This is a genomic window from Streptomyces sp. NPDC054975, from assembly GCF_053609105.1.
The window spans coordinates 147,552-166,835 of the sequence record NZ_JBSGWV010000005.1 but is presented as its reverse complement, the minus strand read 5'-3'; the positions used below and the strand labels follow the sequence as shown (position 1 = coordinate 166,835).

The 19,284-nt window shown below is 71.2% G+C and carries 16 protein-coding genes; 6 read left to right on the top strand and 10 right to left on the bottom strand.

Features of this window, described 5'->3' with window-relative positions; translation table 11 throughout:
* Together ACWF79_RS08735 and pucD are read left to right on the top strand one after the other, a co-directional pair.
* Positions 1-213: hypothetical protein (locus ACWF79_RS08735; RefSeq protein WP_453727330.1), on the top strand; the 213-nt coding region annotated here is incomplete at its 5' end.
* A 347-nt stretch (positions 214-560) separates the two neighbouring features.
* Complete coding sequence (gene pucD, locus ACWF79_RS08730) at positions 561-2,960, top strand: xanthine dehydrogenase subunit D (protein WP_453727329.1); 2,400 nt, start codon at positions 561-563, stop codon at positions 2,958-2,960.
* Between the two features lie 13 nt (positions 2,961-2,973).
* Here pucD and ACWF79_RS08725 read toward each other — a convergent pair whose 3' ends face one another.
* Positions 2,974-6,300 (bottom strand): hypothetical protein, encoded by a 3,327-nt coding sequence (locus tag ACWF79_RS08725; protein WP_453727328.1) that lies wholly within the window; start codon positions 6,298-6,300, stop codon positions 2,974-2,976.
* A gap of 108 nt (positions 6,301-6,408) precedes the next feature.
* Here ACWF79_RS08725 and ACWF79_RS08720 point away from each other — a divergent pair, with 108 nt between their 5' ends.
* Positions 6,409-6,618: a hypothetical protein gene (locus tag ACWF79_RS08720; protein ID WP_453727327.1), complete on the top strand. Its 210-nt coding sequence runs from the start codon at positions 6,409-6,411 to the stop codon at positions 6,616-6,618.
* Between the two features lie 74 nt (positions 6,619-6,692).
* Here the strand turns inward: ACWF79_RS08720 and ACWF79_RS08715 are convergent, their stop codons facing one another.
* The 9 genes from ACWF79_RS08715 to ACWF79_RS08675 all read right to left on the bottom strand — a co-directional run bounded on the left by ACWF79_RS08715 (position 6,693) and on the right by ACWF79_RS08675 (position 16,261).
* Positions 6,693-8,429, bottom strand: a complete 1,737-nt coding sequence (locus tag ACWF79_RS08715; RefSeq protein WP_453727326.1) for a type IV secretory system conjugative DNA transfer family protein — start codon at positions 8,427-8,429, stop codon at positions 6,693-6,695.
* A 47-nt stretch (positions 8,430-8,476) separates the two neighbouring features.
* Positions 8,477-10,609: a peptidoglycan DD-metalloendopeptidase family protein gene (locus ACWF79_RS08710; protein WP_453727325.1), complete on the bottom strand. Its 2,133-nt coding sequence runs from the start codon at positions 10,607-10,609 to the stop codon at positions 8,477-8,479.
* Positions 10,610-10,615: 6 nt separating this feature from the next.
* Positions 10,616-11,296: a hypothetical protein gene (locus tag ACWF79_RS08705; protein WP_453727324.1), complete on the bottom strand. Its 681-nt coding sequence runs from the start codon at positions 11,294-11,296 to the stop codon at positions 10,616-10,618.
* Positions 11,297-11,481: 185 nt separating this feature from the next.
* The gene (locus ACWF79_RS08700; RefSeq protein WP_453727323.1) at positions 11,482-12,204 is read right to left on the bottom strand and encodes a DUF4913 domain-containing protein; all 723 of its coding nucleotides are present in this window, start codon (positions 12,202-12,204) and stop codon (positions 11,482-11,484) included.
* Positions 12,205-12,231: 27 nt separating this feature from the next.
* Entirely contained in the window at positions 12,232-13,254 is a 1,023-nt protein-coding gene (locus tag ACWF79_RS08695) for a hypothetical protein (protein ID WP_453727322.1), read from the bottom strand.
* Positions 13,251-13,874 (bottom strand): hypothetical protein, encoded by a 624-nt coding sequence (locus ACWF79_RS08690; protein ID WP_453727321.1) that lies wholly within the window; start codon positions 13,872-13,874, stop codon positions 13,251-13,253. Before ACWF79_RS08690 ends, ACWF79_RS08695 begins: the two co-directional genes overlap by 4 nt.
* Before the next feature lie 120 nt (positions 13,875-13,994).
* The gene (locus ACWF79_RS08685; RefSeq protein WP_453727320.1) at positions 13,995-15,014 is read right to left on the bottom strand and encodes a hypothetical protein; all 1,020 of its coding nucleotides are present in this window, start codon (positions 15,012-15,014) and stop codon (positions 13,995-13,997) included.
* A gap of 4 nt (positions 15,015-15,018) precedes the next feature.
* On the bottom strand, positions 15,019-15,645 hold the full coding sequence (locus ACWF79_RS08680; RefSeq protein ID WP_453727319.1) for a hypothetical protein: 627 nt from the start codon (positions 15,643-15,645) through the stop codon (positions 15,019-15,021).
* Positions 15,646-15,700: 55 nt separating this feature from the next.
* Positions 15,701-16,261: a hypothetical protein gene (locus ACWF79_RS08675; RefSeq protein WP_453727318.1), complete on the bottom strand. Its 561-nt coding sequence runs from the start codon at positions 16,259-16,261 to the stop codon at positions 15,701-15,703.
* A 323-nt stretch (positions 16,262-16,584) separates the two neighbouring features.
* On the opposite strand from ACWF79_RS08675, the gene ACWF79_RS08670 reads away from it, so the two are divergent.
* From ACWF79_RS08670 to ACWF79_RS08660, 3 genes are all read left to right on the top strand, one after another.
* Positions 16,585-18,249 carry a conjugal transfer protein gene (locus ACWF79_RS08670; protein WP_453727317.1) on the top strand — a complete coding sequence of 555 codons (1,665 nt, stop codon included), beginning with the start codon at positions 16,585-16,587 and terminating at the stop codon, positions 18,247-18,249.
* Between the two features lie 125 nt (positions 18,250-18,374).
* Positions 18,375-18,641: a hypothetical protein gene (locus tag ACWF79_RS08665; protein ID WP_383166918.1), complete on the top strand. Its 267-nt coding sequence runs from the start codon at positions 18,375-18,377 to the stop codon at positions 18,639-18,641.
* Between the two features lie 73 nt (positions 18,642-18,714).
* Positions 18,715-19,278 carry a hypothetical protein gene (locus ACWF79_RS08660; RefSeq protein WP_453727316.1) on the top strand — a complete coding sequence of 188 codons (564 nt, stop codon included), beginning with the start codon at positions 18,715-18,717 and terminating at the stop codon, positions 19,276-19,278.
* Positions 19,279-19,284: the final 6 nt, after the last annotated feature.

Genomic DNA, 19,284 nt, shown 5'->3' with positions numbered 1-19,284 from the left:
GTCGAGCACGGCTGGGTCGGGCATGGCTGGGTCGAGCGCGGTCCTGTCGAGCACGGCTGGGTCGGGCATGGCTGGGTCGAGCGCGGTCCCGTCGAGCAGGTCCTGGTCGGGCACGGTTCGGTCGAGCGCGGCCCCGTCGAGCTCGGTGTCGTCGGCGTCCGGCCCCACGACCAGACACAGCCCGAGCTCGTCGACGTCCAGGAGTTCGCGTAGCCGCATGGGCGTCACCCTCTCATGCAGCGGCGAGGAGTGGGAGGGGTATCCATGCAGTTCAGGCGCATGGGGGTGGAGGAAAGGACCGTTGTCCACAGGCGGCTCGGAAGCCTGTTCTGAGTGATCGGTGACTGCCTCGGGCCCAGTGCCGGGCTGTCTACTTCTGCGCGAGCGGCCGGCAGCGACGCCCGACCCGGCGGCCGCCTACGCCGCCTACGTACGACGCGCGTACGACGCGTACGCCGAGTACGGCGAGTGCCGCGCACGGGGGTCGCGGCACGGAGGACGGCGAGGGCGGCCACGGCCGCCGCAGGGTCACCAGAACACCAGGAAGAGGCGGTCTGATCATGGCTGGCAACAGCAGCACCCCTACGGGTATCCCCAGCGACGTCACCCAGGGCTCCCGCACCAGGGGCGGCATCGGCGAGTCGACGCTCCGCCCGGACGGCACCCTCAAGGTCACCGGTGAGTTCGCGTACTCCTCGGACATGTGGCACGAGGACATGCTGTGGGGCCAGACGCTCCGCTCGACCGTCGCGCACGCCGAGATCGTCTCCATCGACGTCTCCGAGGCGCTCGCGATGTCCGGTGTGTACGCCGTGCTCACGTACGACGACCTGCCGGCGCCGATGAAGTACTACGGCATGGAGTTCAACGACACCCCGGTCCTGGCCCACGGCAAGGTCCGTCACCACGGTGAGCCCGTCGCGCTCGTGGCCGCCGACCATCCCGAGACGGCGCGCCGAGCGGCCGCCAAGATCAGGATCGAGTACAAGGAGCTTCCGGTCGTCACGGACGAGGCCTCCGCCCTCGCCCCGGACGCCCCGCTGATCCACGAGAACCGCGACGACCACCACGCCGGTCACGTCCCGCACCCGAACATCGTGCACCGCCAGCCGATCATCCGCGGCGACGTGGAGGAGGCCCGCAAGCGCGCCGACGTGATCGTCGAGGGTGAGTACACGTTCGGTATGCAGGACCAGGCCTTCCTCGGCCCGGAGTCCGGCCTCGCCGTGCCCGCCGAGGACGGCGGTGTCGACCTGTACGTGGCCACCCAGTGGCTGCACTCCGACCTCAAGCAGATCGCCCCGGTCCTCGGCCTGCCCGAGGAGAAGGTGCGGATGACCATGGCCGGGGTCGGCGGGGCGTTCGGTGGCCGTGAGGACATCTCGATGCAGATCCTCGCCTCCGTCCTCGCGCTGCGCACCGGCAAGCCGGTGAAGATGGTCTACAACCGCTACGAGTCCTTCTTCGGGCACGTGCACCGCCACCCGGCGAAGCTCTGGTACGAGCACGGAGCCACCAAGGACGGCAAGATCACGCACATGCGGTGCAGGATCGTGCTCGACGGCGGCGCCTACGCGTCCTCCACGGCCTCGGTCGTCGGCAACGCCGCGTCCCTCTCGGTCGGCCCGTACGTCGTCGACGACGTCGAGATCGAGGCGGTCGGCCTCTACACGAACAACCCGCCGTGCGGCGCGATGCGCGGTTTCGGCGCGGTCCAGGCGTGCTTCGCGTACGAGGCGCAGATGGACAAGCTCGCGGCGAAGCTGGGCATGGACCCCGTGGAGCTGCGCCAGCTCAACGCCATGGAGCAGGGCACGATCATGCCGACCGGCCAGGTCGTGGACTCGCCGGCCCCGGTCGCCGAGCTCCTGCGCATGGTCAAGGAGCGGCCGCTGCCGCCCGAGCACCAGTGGGCGGTCGCCGACGGCGAGGCCGACGTGCGCGGGCTGCCGGGCGGACTGTCGAACACCACCCACGGCGAGGGTGTCGTGCGGGGCGTCGGCTATGCCGTCGGCGTCAAGAACGTCGGCTTCTCCGAGGGCTTCGACGACTACTCGACCGCGAAGGTACGCCTGCAGGTCATCAACGGCGAGCCCGTCGCGATGGTCCACACGGCGATGGCGGAGGTCGGCCAGGGCGGTGTCACCATCCACGCCCAGATCGCACGCACCGAGCTCGGCGTCCAGCAGGTCACCATCCACCCCGCCGACACCCAGGTGGGCTCGGCCGGTTCGACCTCGGCGGCCCGCCAGACGTACATGACCGGCGGCTCCGTCAAGAACTCCTGCGGGCTCGTCCGCGAGAGGGTCCTGGAGATCGGCCGGCGCAAGTTCGGCGGGTACGTCCCGGAGTGGGAGACGGCCACGCTGCGCCTGGAGGGCGGCAAGGTCGTCACCGACGGCGGGGAGGTCCTCGCGGCCCTGGCGGACGTCCTGGAGGACGAGGTCGTGGAGGTCGAGGCGGAGTGGCGGCACCGGCCCACCCAGCCCTTCGACCTGAAGACGGGCCAGGGCGACGGCCACGTCCAGTACTCGTTCGCCGCGCACCGCGCCGTGGTCGAGGTCGACACCGAGCTGGGCCTGGTCAAGGTCGTCGAACTGGCCTGCGCCCAGGACGTGGGCAAGGCGCTCAACCCGCTGTCCGTCGTCGGCCAGATCCAGGGCGGCACTGTCCAGGGCCTGGGCGTCGCGGTGATGGAGGAGATCCTCGTGGACCCGAAGACCGCGAAGGTGAAGAACCCCTCCTTCACGGACTACCTGCTGCCGACGATCCTGGACACGCCCACGATCCCGGTCGACTACCTCGAACTGGCCGACCCGAACGCCCCGTACGGCGTCCGTGGCATAGGCGAGGCCCCGACCCTGTCGTCCACCCCGGCCGTCGTCGCGGCGATCCGGAACGCGACGGGCCTGGAGCTCAACAAGACGCCGGTCCGCCCGGAGCACCTCGTCGGGATCTGAGTCTCCGGAGGCCCTAGTTGTCGGCGTACCGTTCCCAGGAGGGCCAGGGGCTCCACGGGTCCGGTTCGCCGACGACCGGCGGCTGAGGGTCGTGGCGGGGCTGGGGTCGGACAAGCGTGCGGGGGCCGGGCCCGGGGCCGGGGTCGCGTCCGGGGCGGTCCAGGTCGTTCCAGTTCCAGGGGGCGGCCGGGGTGCCGTCGGTCTCCAGGCCGTACGGGCTCTTCGGACGCGGCTCGGCCCGGGACGGAGCGGCCGGCTCGGGGGTGTCGGATTCGGCCCTCGACGGAGTGGCCAGCACCGGGTTGGGGGCATCAGCCCTCGGCGGCGCCACCGCCTCAGGGGCGGAGGCCTCGGCCCTCGGCGGCGCCACCGCCTCCGGGGCGGAGGCCCCGGCCCTCGACGGGGCCGCGGCTTCCAGGCGGTCGGCGGCCTCCGTCTCGCCCGCGTCGCGCAGGCGACTCAACAGGCCTCTCTCCGCGACAGCCTGGGCGAGCCCGGGGTGCGAGGCGGCTCGCTCGATCAGGTCGTGCGCGTGCGCGTCCAGGCTGCGCGCGCGGAACATCCCGAGCAGGTCGACGAAGGCCGCGGCCATGAGCGGATCCGCGGCGGCGACAGCGCGACGGGCGAGCCGGACGAGCGGTTTCCCCTGCTGGTGGGCCTGGAGGGAGCGGGCCAGGAACCCCAGCGTGGGGACGCGGGAGAGAGGCACCTCCTCGACGGCCCGCAGAGCGAACCGCGTCACGTCCGCCGGACGGCCCACGAGCGCGAGGACGTCGAGGAAGTAGGAGGCGTACTCCGCCTCGTCCGGCTCGACGTACGCCAGGCTGCCGAGCACCATGCGACGGACCAGGTCCTCCCGCCCCATGGCCTGCAAGGACCACAGGAGTACGACCGCCTCGGTGACGGGACCGACGACGACCTCCGCGAGAGGATCGCGGGCCAGCAGCGTCTCGACCCACTCGTCGAGCCCCGAGTTCGCCAGCTCCTCCAGCAGCCAGCCGACCGCCTCCGGATCCTCCAGTACGACCCGGGGCACGGCCCGCTCGGCGAGGTGGCGGCACGCCGAGGTCATCCCCAGGCAGCGCAGTTCGTACATCGTGGAGGCGACGCCGTGGGTGTCGTCCGGCTCCACCGCGTCGGCGATCCGGTGGGCGAGCAGGTGCGCGGCCTGCGCCTGCCCCGCCTCGCTCAGCTCTTCGGCGAGGCCGAGTGCGGACTGGAGGTCGAAGAGTTCGGCCTGGCGTGCGGCCTCCAGGGACAGTGCCGCCCACTCCTCGGGACGGTGCCCGCAGATCCGTAGAGACTTGAGGAGGGTCTGGCACGCCCAGGGGTTCCGGAGTGGGGTTCCTCGGGAGAGGAGCCGGTCGGTGAGGCGGGCGGCGGGATCGGTGTACCCGGCGTCGAGCAGCTGGCCGAGCAGCCGGAGCGCACCCGTCTCGTCCGTCAGCCGCACACGCGCGGCCGGGTCGAGGTCCAGGAGCATGTCCTCGTGCCCGAGTTCACGCAGCACCCGGAACAGCCCGCCGACCTCGTCGGCGTCGGTGTGGGTGAACCCGACGCGGGCCACGACGCGCGCGGCGAGGCGGGCCGTGACGTCGGGGCCCGCGTCGCTCAGGTCCCACAGGCGGGCGGTCGCGGCCCGGACGGAGTCGAACCCGGCGTGCTCGGCCATCCAGAGCGCCATGTCCCGTCTGTCGCCCACCTCTTGAGGCGTGACCAGGAGCAGGTACTTCCACGCTGCCGGATGGCCGGCGGCGGCTGCGCGGCGCAGCAACAGCACGGCCTGCTTCAGGAAGTCCCGCCGCTGTGCCTCGATCGACAGGACGTTGAGCGCGTAGGGGTCGGTCGTGTGCGCCGTCAGCGCGTCCCACAGCGCGGGGGTGGGGTCGGGCACGGCGTGCGCGGAGTGCAGGCTCTGGTGCAGGTAGTCGGCCGGTTCGTACGCCGTGGTGCCGCCCGAGGTGGCGCGGACCGCGACGAGCGCGGTGAGCGCGTTCCTGATGTCCGTACGACGCCCATCGGCCCGTACTCCCGTGGTGAGGGAGGTCAGGGCGGCCCGGGCCCAGTCGGGTTCGGCGGGCCTGAAGCGCGGCGGGAGCGCCCCGTCGGCGGCGTGCGTCAGCAGTTCCTCGGACAGCGGTGGGTAGTGCCCGAGCTGCCGGGCGACGACGGCGGCCGTGACGAGGGCGTGCTCGGCGTGCGTGAAGTGGGCGCCGGGTCCCATGCGGTACGCGGCGAGCAGCCGGGGCCCGCCGCTGAGGTGCTGCACGACCCGCCCGTCGGTCGTACCGGCCCGCACGGCCCGCGCCATGCGGGGGTCACCGCTGGAAGCCGCGAGGCGTTCCCACTGTGAGAGCTCGGCCGATGTCAGGTCGGCCGGGACGGGGACCCGGTGGGTGACGGGGGCTTCGAGGAGGGCGCGGACCTGGCTGCGCGGGTCCGCCTCCACGGCCGGACGGGTCAGGTCCTCCCAGTACGGGAGCGTCCACAGGGTGCCGACGGCGGTGACGCCGTTGCGGGTCATCAGCAACTCGCGCAGGGCGGCCGCGGCCGCCTCGGAACGGTCACCGTAGAGGAAGCGCTGCGCTTCGTTGAGCCAGAGGACGGACCCGGGCGCGATCTCCCCGGCCTCCAGGAGGTCGGCCAGCGCGGCGGCGTGGGCCGGCCGCCACAGCGGGCGGGCCGGGGCCAGCCGGTACAGGGCGTCGAACAGGGCACGGGTCTTGCCGGTCGACGAGTCGCCGGTGAGCACGACGAACGCGGAGACGCTCCCGTCGAGGGCGGGCTTGAGCAGGCGCTCGACTTCGCGGTCGTGGGGGCGGGGGAGGTAGGGGGTGAGGCCTTGGCCGGGGCTGGTCTCGGGTCCGGTCTCGGCGTCGGTCGCGGCCTCGCGGTCGGTCTCGGTGTCGGCGTCGGAGTCGGTGTCGGTGTCGCTCGGGAGGAGCGGGGCCTGATGCACCTCCAGGAGCCCCGGCCCCGCCGTTTCGACCGTGCCCGGCCGGCCGGTGGCACCCGCAGGGGCGGAACTCGTAGGGGTGGCCGGGCGACGCGTGTCGGCCTGGGGCTGGGTCTTGAGCCAGAGCTGTCGCAGCCGCGCGAGCGCGCTCTCGTCCGCGCCGAGGGCCTGCGCGATGGCTGTCACCGTTGGCCAAGTGGGGGCGGGATGACCGGCGTTCAGGGCCAGGCTGATCGTGGTCGGGCTCAAGGACATGCCCGCGGTGGCGGTGCGCGCGACGATGTCCTTACGGGCGAGCCCCTTACGGCCGAGGGCGTCGCGCAGGTACTCGCGTAACGCCGCCAGGGCCGCCTCCTGACCCTCGCCGTCGTCCCCACCCGCCATGCGGCCTCCTCTGTTCGGCGCGGTTCATTTTCGTCCGCTCGAACCCCGGCGTACGGCTGATCGACGAATCTCCACCCGTCCGATCAACGTCTGCGCCAGGAGCCCCAGATGCCGTTCGAAGCCGTCGTCACCCTGATCGTGGTCACCGTGGCCCTCGTCCTGCTGGTCGCCGCACTGTGCGCCGTCGCGGCGGTCCTGCTCGCGCGCTCGGAGGGGGCGTCGAACTCGTCGGCCGCGATGCGCGGCGGCGTGGCCTTCGGCGCCGCCCTCACCCTCCTCGCCCTCCTCACCTCCACGGTGGCGAGCCTCCTCCCCTGACTGCGACCGCAAGCCCCCCAGTAACCACGAGCGGCGAGGCCCCCAGGGGCCCCGCCGCTTCGTCGTTCGTCAGGTCAGCGCCTCGCGCCGGGGTCGTACTTGGCCAAGGAGGCCTGGACCGACTGGGCGTAGGGGCCTTCCCACCAGGGGATCGTCTCCACCAGGACCGGCTTCGTGCCCGAGGCCAGGACCAGGGCGCGGCCCGGGGGCATGGAGCCGAGGTCCGAGACGTGCAGGACGCGTTCGCGGCGGACCGACTCGTTGACCGTGCGGTTGCCCGACCAGTGGCCGTGCTCCGACTCGCGGGTCGTGGAGTATTCGCGCAGCTCGTACTCGCCCGCCAGGTCCGACAGGTCGCCGAGGAAGCGGGTGTCGGAGACACCGCCGCCGTAGACGCGGACGTTCGCGGCCGACCACAGCTTCTCCATGCCGCGGTCGCCCCACACCTCGACGCCCTGCGCCCAGGACTGCAGGATCGTCATGAGGATGATGCCGCGCGAGCCGTAGTGCGAGTACAGGTCGGGCAGCGCCCGCCAGCGACAGACGTTCGCCGCCTCGTCCAGGACGCCGACGAGCGGCTGGGGGAGACGGCCGCCGCGCTGCGTGGTCGCGTACTCCTCGGCCGCCTCGACCGTCGCCACGGTCAGGGCCGTGACCAGGGGGCCGGCCGAGTCCGTGCCTTCGCGGGAGAGGGAGTACAGCGTGGCGGGGCCACGGACGAACTCGTGCGGGTTGAGCTGCGGACGGGTGTCGTCCGGGCCCAGAGGGGTGACCCACTTGTTGATCTCGGGGTTGATCAGGCAGGACGCCATCTGCTGCGCCACACCGTAGATACCGCTGCGCTGCTTGTCCGGTGCCGTGATGACACCGTTCAGCGCGTCCGCCGGCATGGTGTGTCCGGCGCCGCGCAGGATGCGCTCGGGGGTGTCGTCCTTGGGGTTGGAGAGCCAGGTGTAGACCTGCGTGATCGGCGCGTTGCCGGTCGCCGCCGCCAGGAGGAGGTTGGCCAGGAGGTCCTGTCCCGCCGGGTCGAAGAACGCGTCCGTGGAGGCGTTCGGGTCGCGCGAGCCGGACGCGAAGTGGTCGGCCAGCTTACGGGCCTTGGCGACATCGGTGACGTACGACAGCGGGTTCCACCACCACGACGGCGGCTCCGTCGCGACCTGCTGCGGGTCGAACACCCACACCTGGCCGACCGCCTGGCGCGGGCCGCGCGTGGCGTCCACGATGTCCCGCTTGTTGGACGTCACGAGGACCGCGCCCGGGCCGTCGAGGATCGCCGGGATGGCGCGCCGCGTCGTCTTACCCGTACGGGGACCCCAGATGTCGACGTGCATGTCCTCGAAGGAACCGAAGAGCGGCTGCTTCCCCTTCACCGAACGGCCGATGAAGACGCCCGGAACCCGGCTCATCACGCCCAGGCGCTCGGCGGTCGCCGCCGCGCCCTTCATCGTGAGCTTGCCGAGCTGCTCGCCCTTCGCCAGGTGCTTGGCCGCCGTGTCCACGTCCGGCTTCCTCTTCGCGCGCTGGCGCAGCCGGTAGCCCCACAGGATCAGGATGAGGAGCAGCACGGCCTCGCCGGCCGCCACCGCGCTCGCCGCGCTGCCCGGCCAGGTGTAGTCGCCCTTCACGAGGGCGATGAGGAACGAGAAGGGGTTGCCGGGCGGGGCCGGGGCATCGTCGAAGGACGCGCCAAGGTACGCGGCGCCCCACGCGCCGCACAGCACGACCAGGACGACGGCGACGAGACCGGCTATCTCGTACGTCCAGTCGTCCTCGGCACGTGGCTTCTTCTTCTGCTCAGCGGCCATCTCTCCGACCTTCCTCGACCTTCCTTGCGTCACGTATGGAACGTGCGTCATGCATCCTTGTGGCCGCCGGCCTCGGCCGGGTTGGTGCCGGGCTTGATCGGCACCCGGTACACGCCGGTGATCTGCCCCTGGACGTCCCAGGTGCTGAACTCGACGTTCTTGCCGGCGCGCGGGGCGTGCAGGATCTTCTTGCCCTTCGGGTCCCAGATGAGCGCGACGTGCTCCGAGCCGCGGGGGCCGGACCGGAAGAAGATCAGGTCACCGGGCTGCGACTTGCTGAGGTCGACCTTGGACTTGGCGAGATTGTCCTCCTGGTCGTACGTCACCGCCCCGATGTTGATCTTGCCGCCGCTCGCCTGGTAGTACGCCCACTGGGTGAAGCTGGAGCAGTCGAACGACACCGGGTTGTCGCCCTGGAGGCGCGGCGCGCCCCACACGTACGGCCGGCCGATGCCCCGCTGCGCCCAGCCGAGCGCCGCGCGGACGACCGGGTCGTCGGAGTCGGGCAGGACGCCCGTCACTCCGGCGCCGTCGGGAGCGACCGGCGTGCCTTCGGCGCCCTCGGCGCAGTTGGCGTACTCGGCGTCCTTGCCGCCGTCACCGCTCGGCGTGGTGCCGTAGTCGGGGCTGGCGCTGATCTTCCCGTCCAGCCACGCCTCGGGGTCGACCATGCCGGGACCGTTGTCCTGACCGCCGACGAACGGGTTGTCGACGCCGGGGACGCGGACCTCCCAGTGCAGGTGCGGCCCGCTGGTGTTGCCGGTCATGCCGACGGCACCGATCGGGTCGCCGCGCTTGACCTTGTCGCCCTTGCCGACGACGAACCGGGACTGGTGGGCGTACTGGGTGATGACGCCGTTCGCGTGCTCGATGAGGGTCTCGTTGCCGTACGCGCCGCCGCTGCCGGTCTTCACGATCGTGCCGTCGGCCGGGGCGTAGATGGTCGTGCCGACGGGAGCCTCCAGGTCGAGCCCGGTGTGGTAGCCGAGGCTCCACATGCCGCCGCGCTTCTTGTACGGCGTGCCGACCTTGAACGTGCCCTCCTTCATCGGCCACTGCCAGTCCTTGCCGGTCGTGGGCGCGTCCGGGTCGGGGGCGGGCGCCTGGGGCGCGAGCGGCGCGGCGGCGAGGGAGATCGGCTCGGCGCCGAGGGAGAGCGGTTCGAGGTTGCTGAATCCGCCCTGCGCGGCCATCGCCGTCGTGGTCGTCGCGCCGTCGCCCTCCAGCGGCGGGGTGGACCAGGACTTGGGCGGGGAACTCGCGATGCTCAGGGCTTGGTTCGGCTGCGCGTTGTTGCCGACGGGCTCAGGGATGTCCGACTGCTGGCCGAGCGTCGGGAAGTTCGGGTTCTTCTCGACGGTCTTCTTGAGGTGCGCGTACCACTTGTTGATCAGGTCCTTGTCGCCGGTCAGGTTGCCCCGGTAGCGGGCGGCCTGGGTGAGGACGACACGCATGTAGATGGTGTTGCTGGCGAGGGAACCCGAGTACGACTGCAGCGCCTTCCATGCGTTGGTCTCGACCTTCTTGGCGTGCAGGAAGTTGGCCGCGGCGAAGGCGGCGTCGTCGATGTTGTACAGGTCCTTCTTGCCGTCGTCGTTTCCGTCGTCCCCGTAGTCCTTCCAGGCGGGGTGACCGAATTGCAGGATGCCCATGTAACCGGCGCTGTTCTTGCCGCCGGGAGCCGCCGACGGGTCCTGCCCGTACTTGGTCTCCTGGTACATCTGCCCGGCGATGATCGTCCAGTCCATGCCCTCGTAGCGGGCGGCCGCGCGCATCGCGGCGAGGATCATCTTCGGGGGTATCTCGTTCCGCGCGGTCGAGCTCGGCAGGTACATCTTGCCCGCCGGGATGATCGGCGAAGTGGCGGCCGCGTCGCTCGTGTTGCCGGCCTCGGTGTTTTCGCTGTAGTCACTGCAGGCGGCCGCCGCCGTACCTCCGCCGATGCTGCCGATCAGCGCGCCGATCAGGACGAGGATGACGAAGCCGATGCCGCCCGACGGCAACAGCGCGCCGGCGCCGAGGAGAAGCCACAACTTGAGGTTGCTCTTCTTCTTCTGGCCGCCGGGGCCACCCTGTCCGCCGCCTCCGCGTGCGGACTGGGCGACGTCCTTGGCGGCCTTCGCCGCCTTGGCGACCTTCGCCGCCTTGGCAGCGGCCGCGAGTACGGCAGGAGCGACCATCGGTTTTTACCCTCCCGCCTGGTCGGACGCGCCCACGTTGCCGAGTCCGAAGATGGAGAACGACGACACCTTCCAGCGGCCGCCGCCGTTGTCGCGGACCGTGACGAGCCAGGAGTTGGTCTCCGTATCGGTGCTCCGGCCGCCCTCGCTCCGGGCCGCCGTCACCTTCACCAGGCTGGAAACCGTCCTGCCGCCCTTCTGCACGAGATCGTCGGCGACCATCGCGTCACGGACCACGGTCGCGGTCCCGCGCGACGCGCACTTGGCGGCCACGCACGTGTCCCAGGCCTTGCCGGTGGGGAGCGCCGTCTCCTGCTTCAGATTCGAGTCGCCGTTGGTGAGCGCGAGCAGCGGCGCGGACCAGGAGGCCGTCTCGTCGGTGTGTGCGTACGTGCTGAGGCCGGCCATGTAGTCGGTCATCACCTTGTGCGCCTGGGCGGCCTCGGCCGGGGTCAGGATCGGCTTGACCGCACCGGCGCCCTCGGACGTCCCGTCCGAGGGCTTGTTGTCCGTGGAACCGCCGCTTCCGTTCGGGGGCGCGCTGGTGGCGGGCGGATTCGCGGCGCCCTCGTCCCCGGTGTCCTCACCGTTGAAGAGGATCAGCACCAATACGGCGCCGACCATCAGGAGCCCCAGCACCGCCAGGGCGAATGCCGCAGTTCGCTTGTTCTCGGCGGGTGACTCCACCGTCCCGGGCCTCCCTCAGTCAGGTTGCCGAGACACGGTAGGTGGAGAGTCGGCCGGTGGGGCGCAGGTTTTCCCCGTCGGGGAAAGCTCGGGGAATCGGCGAGGAAAAACGGGGAATTGGGAGACGCGGGCGGGGGCGGCAGTGTGTGGGGGAGTGGTGCAGGTTCTCGGCCGGGCGCAGGTTCTCAGCCGCGCAGCGGGTCCAGGCTCTCGTCGTACGGCTCGACGGGAAGCGGGTCGAAGGGGTAGGCGGTGTGCCCGTCCTTCGGAGAGCATGCGGCGAACGGCCCCATGTCCGGGTCCATCAGCACCCGCAGATGCGGATCGGCGTGGTGCAGCCACCATGTGGACATGCCCGTACCCGGATCCTGCCGCAGGTGCTCCCAGGCCAGCCAGAGCGCACTCAGCCGCGCACCCGCCTCGGGGTGCGCCCACCAGCGAGGGCACCAGGTCGCGGAGGATCCGTTGATGCGGCGGCGCAGCATCTGGGAGAGGTACTCGGTGACGAAGACGAAGACGTCCGCGTAGAAGAACTCGGCCTCCTCGGAACCGGACTGTGCCTCCGGAGGCTGTGCCGGCTTCTCCTCGGCGAGCAGCGGGAACGCCCCGAGGAGGGTCGTCAGTGCGCCCTCGCGCTGGTGGAGCTCAGTGAGCACCATCGCGGCGAGCTCGGCCCGGGCGTTCTCGTCGGCCGCCGAGTCGCCGGCCGCTCGGGCGGCGAGCAGTCGGGCCTTCCAGCCGTCCAGCTGCCCACCGTGATGCTGCTCCTCCTGGGCCGAGCGGGACCCGGCCAGGAAGAACGTCAGCTTCATGTGCATGGGTGCCCATGCCTTGGTGTCGGCGAAGAAGACCGCCTTCTCCGCCAGGGCCGCTGCCGCACGGGCGTATTCGGTGTTGTCACTGCTCACGAGAGCTGCCTCTCCTGCTGCTCGGGCTCAGCGCTCGACGCCGGCCTGTGCCGCGGCGAGGGCCGGGGCGGGCGGTGCGAGCGTCGGGTCGTACACGCCGTGTCCGGTGGGGCCGCGGGGGGTGGCGGCGCGAGTGACGGGCTTGGCGGTCACACCGGGGATGAAGGCGGAGTGTTGCTGTTGTGCGGGGACGTTCTGGGCGGCGCGGGTGTTGAGTTCGTCGTAGGTGTTGGCGGTCGAGAGGCGCCAGAGGGCCCCTTCGTGTGCTTCGCGCTGGTGCTCCGGGACGTCGAGGTTGGCGAGCTTCGCGGCGAAGTCCTTCGGCGACTTGTCCTCGGCGTAGTCCTCCATCCGCATCTGGGGCCGGAGCTCGGGATGGGAGATGAACGAGTGGATCTCCCGAGGGAGATGCTCGTTCTCGGGCAGGGGGACGGGGAACTTCACCCCCTCCTTGCCGACCTTGGGATGGGCGAGAAGGATCGGCAGCTCGTCCTTGCCGAGCACGGTCCGCTCGGCGATGTCTCCCACGAGCGCGACGACGGGGCCTTCGGCGGCCATCGCGTACCGCTCGGAGAGGTTGATCCACGCGGCGTCGACGACGGTCTTGAGTTCCTGGCCGTCCACACCGTAGTCCCGCTCGAGGGCGCGGGGCACGAGCTCGCCCTCCAGGCGGTACGAGTCCATCCGCTTGCCCCCGTCGGTCTCCTGGAGTACCTGGAGTCCTCGGGCCTCGCCCAACGCCCTTGCGAGAAAGCGGTGCTGGATGACCTCGTCCGCGCCCTCCGGCTGGGACTCGTAGGCCCAGAAGGCGCGGGTGCTGCCCCTGTCCGGGTTGGTGACGGAGTGGTCCTCGCCGATCTCGCTGATGAACGCCAGGATGTCCTTGGCGGAGGACCGGCCCTCGGCGCGCGCCGTCTGCCAGTCCTCGTAGATCCGCTGGGCCACGACGGCCGCCTCTTCGTCGTTCGACGGAGTGTCCTTCTCGTACTGCTCCTTGATCCGGAGCGCCGTGGCTATCTCCTCCTTCGTGGGAGGGGCGTCGTAGTTCATCGCTGCCGCCGAGAGCCGGCGGGCGCGTAGATGTCGAGCGCGATGGTGGAGCTGCCGGGCATGTCGGTGGTCCACGTCGGAAACGACACGGACTGCGCGAGGATGAAGAAGGCTTGGCCGGGCGGGTCACCGACGGGCTGCCAGAAGGCGAGTCGGTACGGGCTGCGGGTACGCAGGCGGGCTTCACGCGAGCGCCAGAACCGGGGCTCCGGCGGCTCGGGGAAGTCGGGCGCGTCCCACGAGCCGCTCCACACCGCCGGGCCCAGCACGCTCTCGGCGGCGCGCAGATACTCCGGCCATGCCGTGTCGGCGTGCGCGACGACGTCAGGGTTGTCCGTCGGCGCGGAGGCCCGCAGGCGGGAGGCGTAGTGCGTCACGGTGTCGACCGGGGTCCACCCGCCGTTCGACCAGAAGGTGAACTCTCCGCCCGTGCGGGTGTGGACCTCTAGGTTCCGCTCGACCGTCTGCGGGGCCCAGTCGTAGCGTCCACACCACTCGCGGAACGCCACCGATCCACCCTGCGGCGGTCCCGCCCAGACCGAGCCCCAGTCCACCCCGCGCAGGCCGGCCAGCTCTGCGGCGAGGTCCTGGGCAGTCCGCCCGGTGTTCTCCGTCAGCATCGTCTTTCCTTCGTTGTGCTCACTTGGTACGCGTCCGACCGTATCCCGGGCCGCGCACCGATCAACGACGTTTCCCCTGGCAGGGGCTCTGCACCCCGCTTCGGATCAGATGTTCCCCGGTCATCGCTCGACGCCGGTCGGCGCCGGGGCGGGAGCGGGCAGTTCGATGTCCGCCGGGTCGTACACGCCGTGTCCGGTGGGGCCCCGGGGGGCGGCCGGGCGGGTGACGGGTTTGGCGGTCAGGCCCGGGGTGAAGGCAGAGTGTTGTTGCTGCGCGGGGACGTTCTGGGCGGCGCGGGTGTTGAGTTCGTCGTAGGTGTTGGCGGTCGAGAGTCGCCAGAGGGCTGCTTCGTGTGCTTCTCGCTGGTTCTCGGGGACGTCGAGGTCGGCGAGCTTCGCGGCGAATTCCTTCGGCGACTTGCTGGGGTCGAAGTCCTCCTTGCGCACCTGCGCCCGGAGCGGCGGGTCGGCGATCAACGCGTCTATCTCCGGGGGGAGATGATCGTGTCGTGGCATCTCCAGCGGGAAGCTCACGGCGTCCTTGCCGACCTTCTCGTGCGCGAGCAGGATCGGCATCTCGCTCGCGCTGAGGATGGACCCGGCGGTGATGTCGGTCGAGAAGGTCACCACCGGCCCCTCGGCGGCCAGCGCGTAGCGGTCGGAAACGGTCTTCCACGCTTCGGCGGTCGCCGCCTTGAGGTCGTCCTCGTCCACTCCGTGGTCTTCGGCCAGGAGATCACGTACGAGGTGCGAGGCGAGGTAGTAGGAGTCGAGCGTCTGGCCCGCCGGAGTCTCCTCCAGCACCTGGTACCCCCTGGCTTGCCCGCAGGCCTGCGCGAGGAACTGGTGCTTCACCTCCCTCGGTGCCCCCTCGGGCTGTGACCGGTACGACCAGAACGCGCGGATGATTCCGCGATCCGGGTTGGTGACATCCCCGTGGGCGGCGAGGTCGCGGATGTAGGACGGGATGTCGTCGAGGGGACGTTCCGGCGCGGCTTCCGCCTTGGCTGCCTGCCAGTCGCTGTAGATGCGGGAGACCACAGCCCGGGCTTCGCTCGGGGTTTCGGGCCTTCCCTGAGCGAACTCGTCCTGAAGCCTCAGGGCGTTCTCGATCTCAGCCCGAGTGGGAGGCGCGGTCATGCGCTCATCTCCAGAATTCGATCGGTGCCCAGAGGTCGAGCCGCAGACGAGAGCCGCCCGGAGCGGTCGTGGTCCAGGTAGGGAAGGACACCGACTGGCTCAGAACGATGTGGGGCCGTCCCTGCGAGTCGCCGACGGGCGCCCAATGCGCGAACCGGTACGGCCGGCGGCTCTCGAGACGGAAGGCCTGGTCCGGCCAGTACGAAGGGTGCGGTGGCTCGGGGAAGTCGGCCGCATCCCACGGACCGGTCCAGGTCGGTGCGCCCAGCACGGATTCCACGGCCCTCAGGTATTCCGGCCAGTCCTCCGCCGCGCGGGCGATCACATCACCGTTCTCGGACGGGTCACCCGCCCGCACGTGCCACGCGTAGTGGCTCACCTTCCGGACGTGGCCCCAGTCGCTGCCCATGTCGATGGTCAGGGACGCACCTGTGCGGGTTTGCACGGTCATGCTGACGCGTTCGTCGATCGGAGGACTCGTCTTCCAGCCATACCCCTCACACAGCCTCTGCAGCTCGGCTCCCCCCGGCTGCGGCAAGCCTTGCCACGCCTGGAGCCAGTCCACCGCCAGCTCGTCCTTCAACTCGGCGACCAGGTCCTGAGGGGTTCGCCCCGTGGTCTCTGTCAGCATCTCGATTCCTCAGCTCGATCCACTCACTCGATGCACCCGCTCGAACCTAACCCGATCAGGCCAGGAAGACCCCGAGAAGCAGCAGGGCCACGACCACGCCGCCCATGATGTAGCGGGCCTTCGGGTCCTCGCGTTCCCACAGGTCGTGGACCAGCGCCCAGCCCGTCAGGCGAGCGGCTCGGCCGTCGTGGACGGAGGTGGGCGCCGAAGGAGCGTCGGGCTGGTCGTCGTCGGCCGGGTCCAGGTCGCCGGTGATGCCCTGCTGTTCCTGGGCCACCATGACGAGGCCTTCGAGGAGTTCGGGCATCGTGTTCGGGGTCAGGGGGTACGAGACCGTGCCGAATTGGGTCTGGAAGCAGAGGCGCGACTGCCAGGGGTTGCCGGGTTCGTAGCCGTCGATCCAGGCGTGCTGGGCGTCGTACGTCGGCGTGGCCGGGGCGGCAGGCGCGGTTGCCTGCTGCTGAGGCGTCGTCGGCACAGCGGGCGCGTACTGTTCGGGCATCGGCACGGCGGGCGGCGCGTACTGCTGAGGCGGCGTCGCCGTGGCGGGTGCGTATTGCTGGGGCGGCGTCACCGGGTACGGGGTCTGCTCAGGTCCTGCGGTCTGGTCGCTCAACTCTCGTCCTTGGGAGGGTCGGGGACGGTTCGGGCGCGCCCGATGAGCGGGCAACCCCCGCATTGTGCCGAGCCCCGCCGCATGGCGGACCTCCCTGGGGCCCGGGGATTCCCGCAGCCGCCCCGGAGCCCCCGATTTCGACCCCCCCGTTTTCCTCATTCTTCCTCGACCGGACTCCTCCTTTTCCTCAATGAGGAAAAGGAGGAGTTGTTGTCCGGTCCGTTTGCCACACTTCCCTCCGCACCTGGCCACGCCAGGGCCCGCCGCGCCCGAGCCCGCGGCCGGGGTTCACACGGGATCACACGCGGGGGGAGACCGAGTCGATGACGGACCACAACAGCCCTACCGGCGGTGCCGGCGGGAACCAGCCGCCCGCCCAGCCCGGGCAGTTCGGGCCGCCGAACATGGCCGCCGGGCAGCAGCAGCCTCACCAGGGTCAGGCGCCCCAGGCACCTGGGCCGTACGGCTACCCCGCCCCTGCGCAGTCGCAGGCCCCCGCACCCGCCCAGCCGCCGATGGCGTCCGAGGCCGCGCGTGCCCAGGTGGCCGCCGCCTGGACGCGGCGCGCCCCGCAGGCCGCCGTGCCGCCCGGCGAGGCCGCCGTACCGACCCTTCCGCCGCGCCAGAACGGCCCTGCTGCCGGCGCCGCGCCGAGCAAGAAGGACCGGCGCGAGCAGGCGCGGGCCGAGCGGAAGGCCGCGTACGAGGCGAAGAAGGCGGCACGGGAGAGCCGTAAGGGCGGTGGCGCCTCCGCGCCCAGCTCCGCCCCGACGGCCACGTCCGCACACGCGCCCGTCGGAACCGCCACCACCGCCCCGCACGCAGCCGCCTCCTCCTTCGACGTCCCCCGGCCCGGTGGCCGGCTGCCCGCGCAGGGACGGCGTACGCACGTCGCGCTGCGCGCCACCCTGCTCTTCACCACCTGCGCCTTCGCGCTCGGTTCGTGCGGAGTCGTCGGTCTCGCCATCGGCAAGTCCTCGAGCGCGCCCACTGCCGCGCTCGACAAGAAGGACGTCCAGAAGTACCGGCTCACCGAGTTCCCGACCCGGTCCGCCGCCACGTTCGCCGAGAAGTACGCGACGCTCTGTCTGACGTACGACCCGAAGAACGCCGACCAGCGGCGCGAGGAACTCGCCCGCTACACCACGACCGGTGTGGACCGCGAGTGCGGCTGGAACGGCCAGGGCACGCAGAGCGTCACGGGCGCAGCCTGGGACGGCAGTGTCGAGGACCTGCCGGAGTACGGAAAGAACGGCCGGTACCTGGGAGTCCAGGTCACCCTGTCGACCGGGCGCGTCACCACCGTCTCCGTACCCGTGTACGTCGCGAACCCGGCGGCTGGTTCGGGGCTGCGGGTCGTCGGCGACGTGGGCGAGATGCCGCTGCCCGTCCGCGGCAACGCACCCGAGGTGGACCGGGACTCCGAGGTCATCGACGACACGCTCTCGGACCAGCTCAAGGCGCAGGTCCTGCCGGGATACTTCATGGCCTGGGGCGCGTCCGACACCACCGCGATGTCCCGCTTCACGACCCCCGACGCCACTGCCGCCGCGACCACCGGTCTCGCCGGTGCCCTGGCCGCTCCGACGGTCCAGACGGTCGAGGCGCTCGCCCCGGTCGGCACGGAAGACGGCGACACGGTCACGTACAAGTACGGGCAGTCCGTGCCGGTGCGTGTGCAGGTCGTCTGGGGCGGGGCCCGTACCGAGAACGCGTCTGGCGAGCCCACCACCACCGAGGTCAAGCGCTCCTACCGGCTGACCGTCGTGAACACCGCCCAGGGCTGGTTCATCAAGGACGTGCGAGGCGCGGTCCTCGACCCGGCGGGCGGACAGGGCGACGCCGACGCGCCGAGCGCCACTCCGTCGCCCGGGGAGTCGACTCCGCCGGCCGGTGCCACCACCACGCCACCGGCGGCACCGCCCGCCACCGGCGCTGCCAAGCCGCCCGCCACGAAGCCGGCCGGAAAGCCCAATCCCAAGCCCTGACGGGGACCGGAAGGTCGGTTCCGCGTCGACGGGATCCGCTTCGCCGGTTCCCCGTCCTCGTCCCCGATTCCTTCCTATTCCTCCTTGCTCTTCCCCCTCATCACCCCAGAACGAAAGGACACCCCATGTACCTGGCAGCGACCACGCTGGAGGGCATGTTCGGCGAGATCCAGGACATCCTCCGCAGCGCCGGAACGATGGTCGCGGTGATCGCCCTGCTCATCCTCGGCATCCGCATGCTGATGTCCATGAAGCGCGGCGACGGCATGCGTGAGGCCTTCCAGGGCTTCGGCATGATCGCGCTGGCCGCCCTGATCATCGGTGGCGCGACCGGCCTCGCCGGTGTGCTGATCGGTCTCGGTGGCCAGATCGGTGGCGGCGGCGGTAACTGAGCCACGCGGCCGGGACCGAGGCGTCCCGGCCCTCCGAGGGGCCCCGGCCGTCGAGAGAGAGGGGGAGTGACCGATGGCGCAGGAAGTACCGGGCGAGCCGGAGCCGATGGTCGCGTACGACCACACGGATCTGCTCAACCGGCCCAAGCGCATCTGGAACTGGGGCAACATCCCGCTTCCAGGACTGCTGCTGCCCGCGCTCGGCGCGGCGTTCGGGTTCGGCGTGGTGTGGATGATCACGCTGCTCTCCCTCTCCGCCTTCGTGCCCGTCCTGGGCATGTCGGTGCTGACGTCCGTGCTCTACATCGGGCCGCCCGTCGGCGTCTACTTCGTCTGGGGCCGGCCGCTCCCCTCCGCCCTCACCCTCAGCCAGCAGCTGGTGGTCTGGGCGGACTACTGGTGGCAGCCCAAGCGGCTGCAGGGCCTGGCCGCCGACCGTGAGCCGGAGGAGCTGCACTGGCAGGTGATCCTCTGGCAGCCGGGCGCACGGCGCTGGCAGCAGAGCTACGAGCAGGCGCTGGGGGAGGCCGCGGCGCACGGTTCGTCGTACGCCGCCGAGGAACCGCCGATTCCCGCGCCCACGGCGGGACGTGTGCCCGCCCCCACCGCCGCACCCTCCTCCGAGACCGCAGGATGACTCCTC

Excerpts from the sequence above, each read along its gene's own strand:
- ACWF79_RS08715 (WP_453727326.1), bottom strand. The coding sequence starts at position 8,429 with ATGGCCGCTGAGCAGAAGAAGAAGCCACGTGCCGAGGACGACTGGACG.
- ACWF79_RS08660 (WP_453727316.1), top strand. The coding sequence starts at position 18,715 with ATGGCGCAGGAAGTACCGGGCGAGCCGGAGCCGATGGTCGCGTACGAC.
- ACWF79_RS08685 (WP_453727320.1), bottom strand. The coding sequence starts at position 15,014 with ATGACCGCGCCTCCCACTCGGGCTGAGATCGAGAACGCCCTGAGGCTT.
- ACWF79_RS08680 (WP_453727319.1), bottom strand. The coding sequence starts at position 15,645 with ATGCTGACAGAGACCACGGGGCGAACCCCTCAGGACCTGGTCGCCGAG.
- pucD (WP_453727329.1), top strand. The coding sequence starts at position 561 with ATGGCTGGCAACAGCAGCACCCCTACGGGTATCCCCAGCGACGTCACC.
- ACWF79_RS08720 (WP_453727327.1), top strand. The coding sequence starts at position 6,409 with ATGCCGTTCGAAGCCGTCGTCACCCTGATCGTGGTCACCGTGGCCCTC.
- ACWF79_RS08690 (WP_453727321.1), bottom strand. The coding sequence starts at position 13,874 with ATGCTGACGGAGAACACCGGGCGGACTGCCCAGGACCTCGCCGCAGAG.
- ACWF79_RS08725 (WP_453727328.1), bottom strand. The coding sequence starts at position 6,300 with ATGGCGGGTGGGGACGACGGCGAGGGTCAGGAGGCGGCCCTGGCGGCG.
- ACWF79_RS08710 (WP_453727325.1), bottom strand. The coding sequence starts at position 10,609 with ATGGTCGCTCCTGCCGTACTCGCGGCCGCTGCCAAGGCGGCGAAGGTC.
- ACWF79_RS08670 (WP_453727317.1), top strand. The coding sequence starts at position 16,585 with ATGACGGACCACAACAGCCCTACCGGCGGTGCCGGCGGGAACCAGCCG.
- ACWF79_RS08665 (WP_383166918.1), top strand. The coding sequence starts at position 18,375 with ATGTACCTGGCAGCGACCACGCTGGAGGGCATGTTCGGCGAGATCCAG.
- ACWF79_RS08695 (WP_453727322.1), bottom strand. The coding sequence starts at position 13,254 with ATGAACTACGACGCCCCTCCCACGAAGGAGGAGATAGCCACGGCGCTC.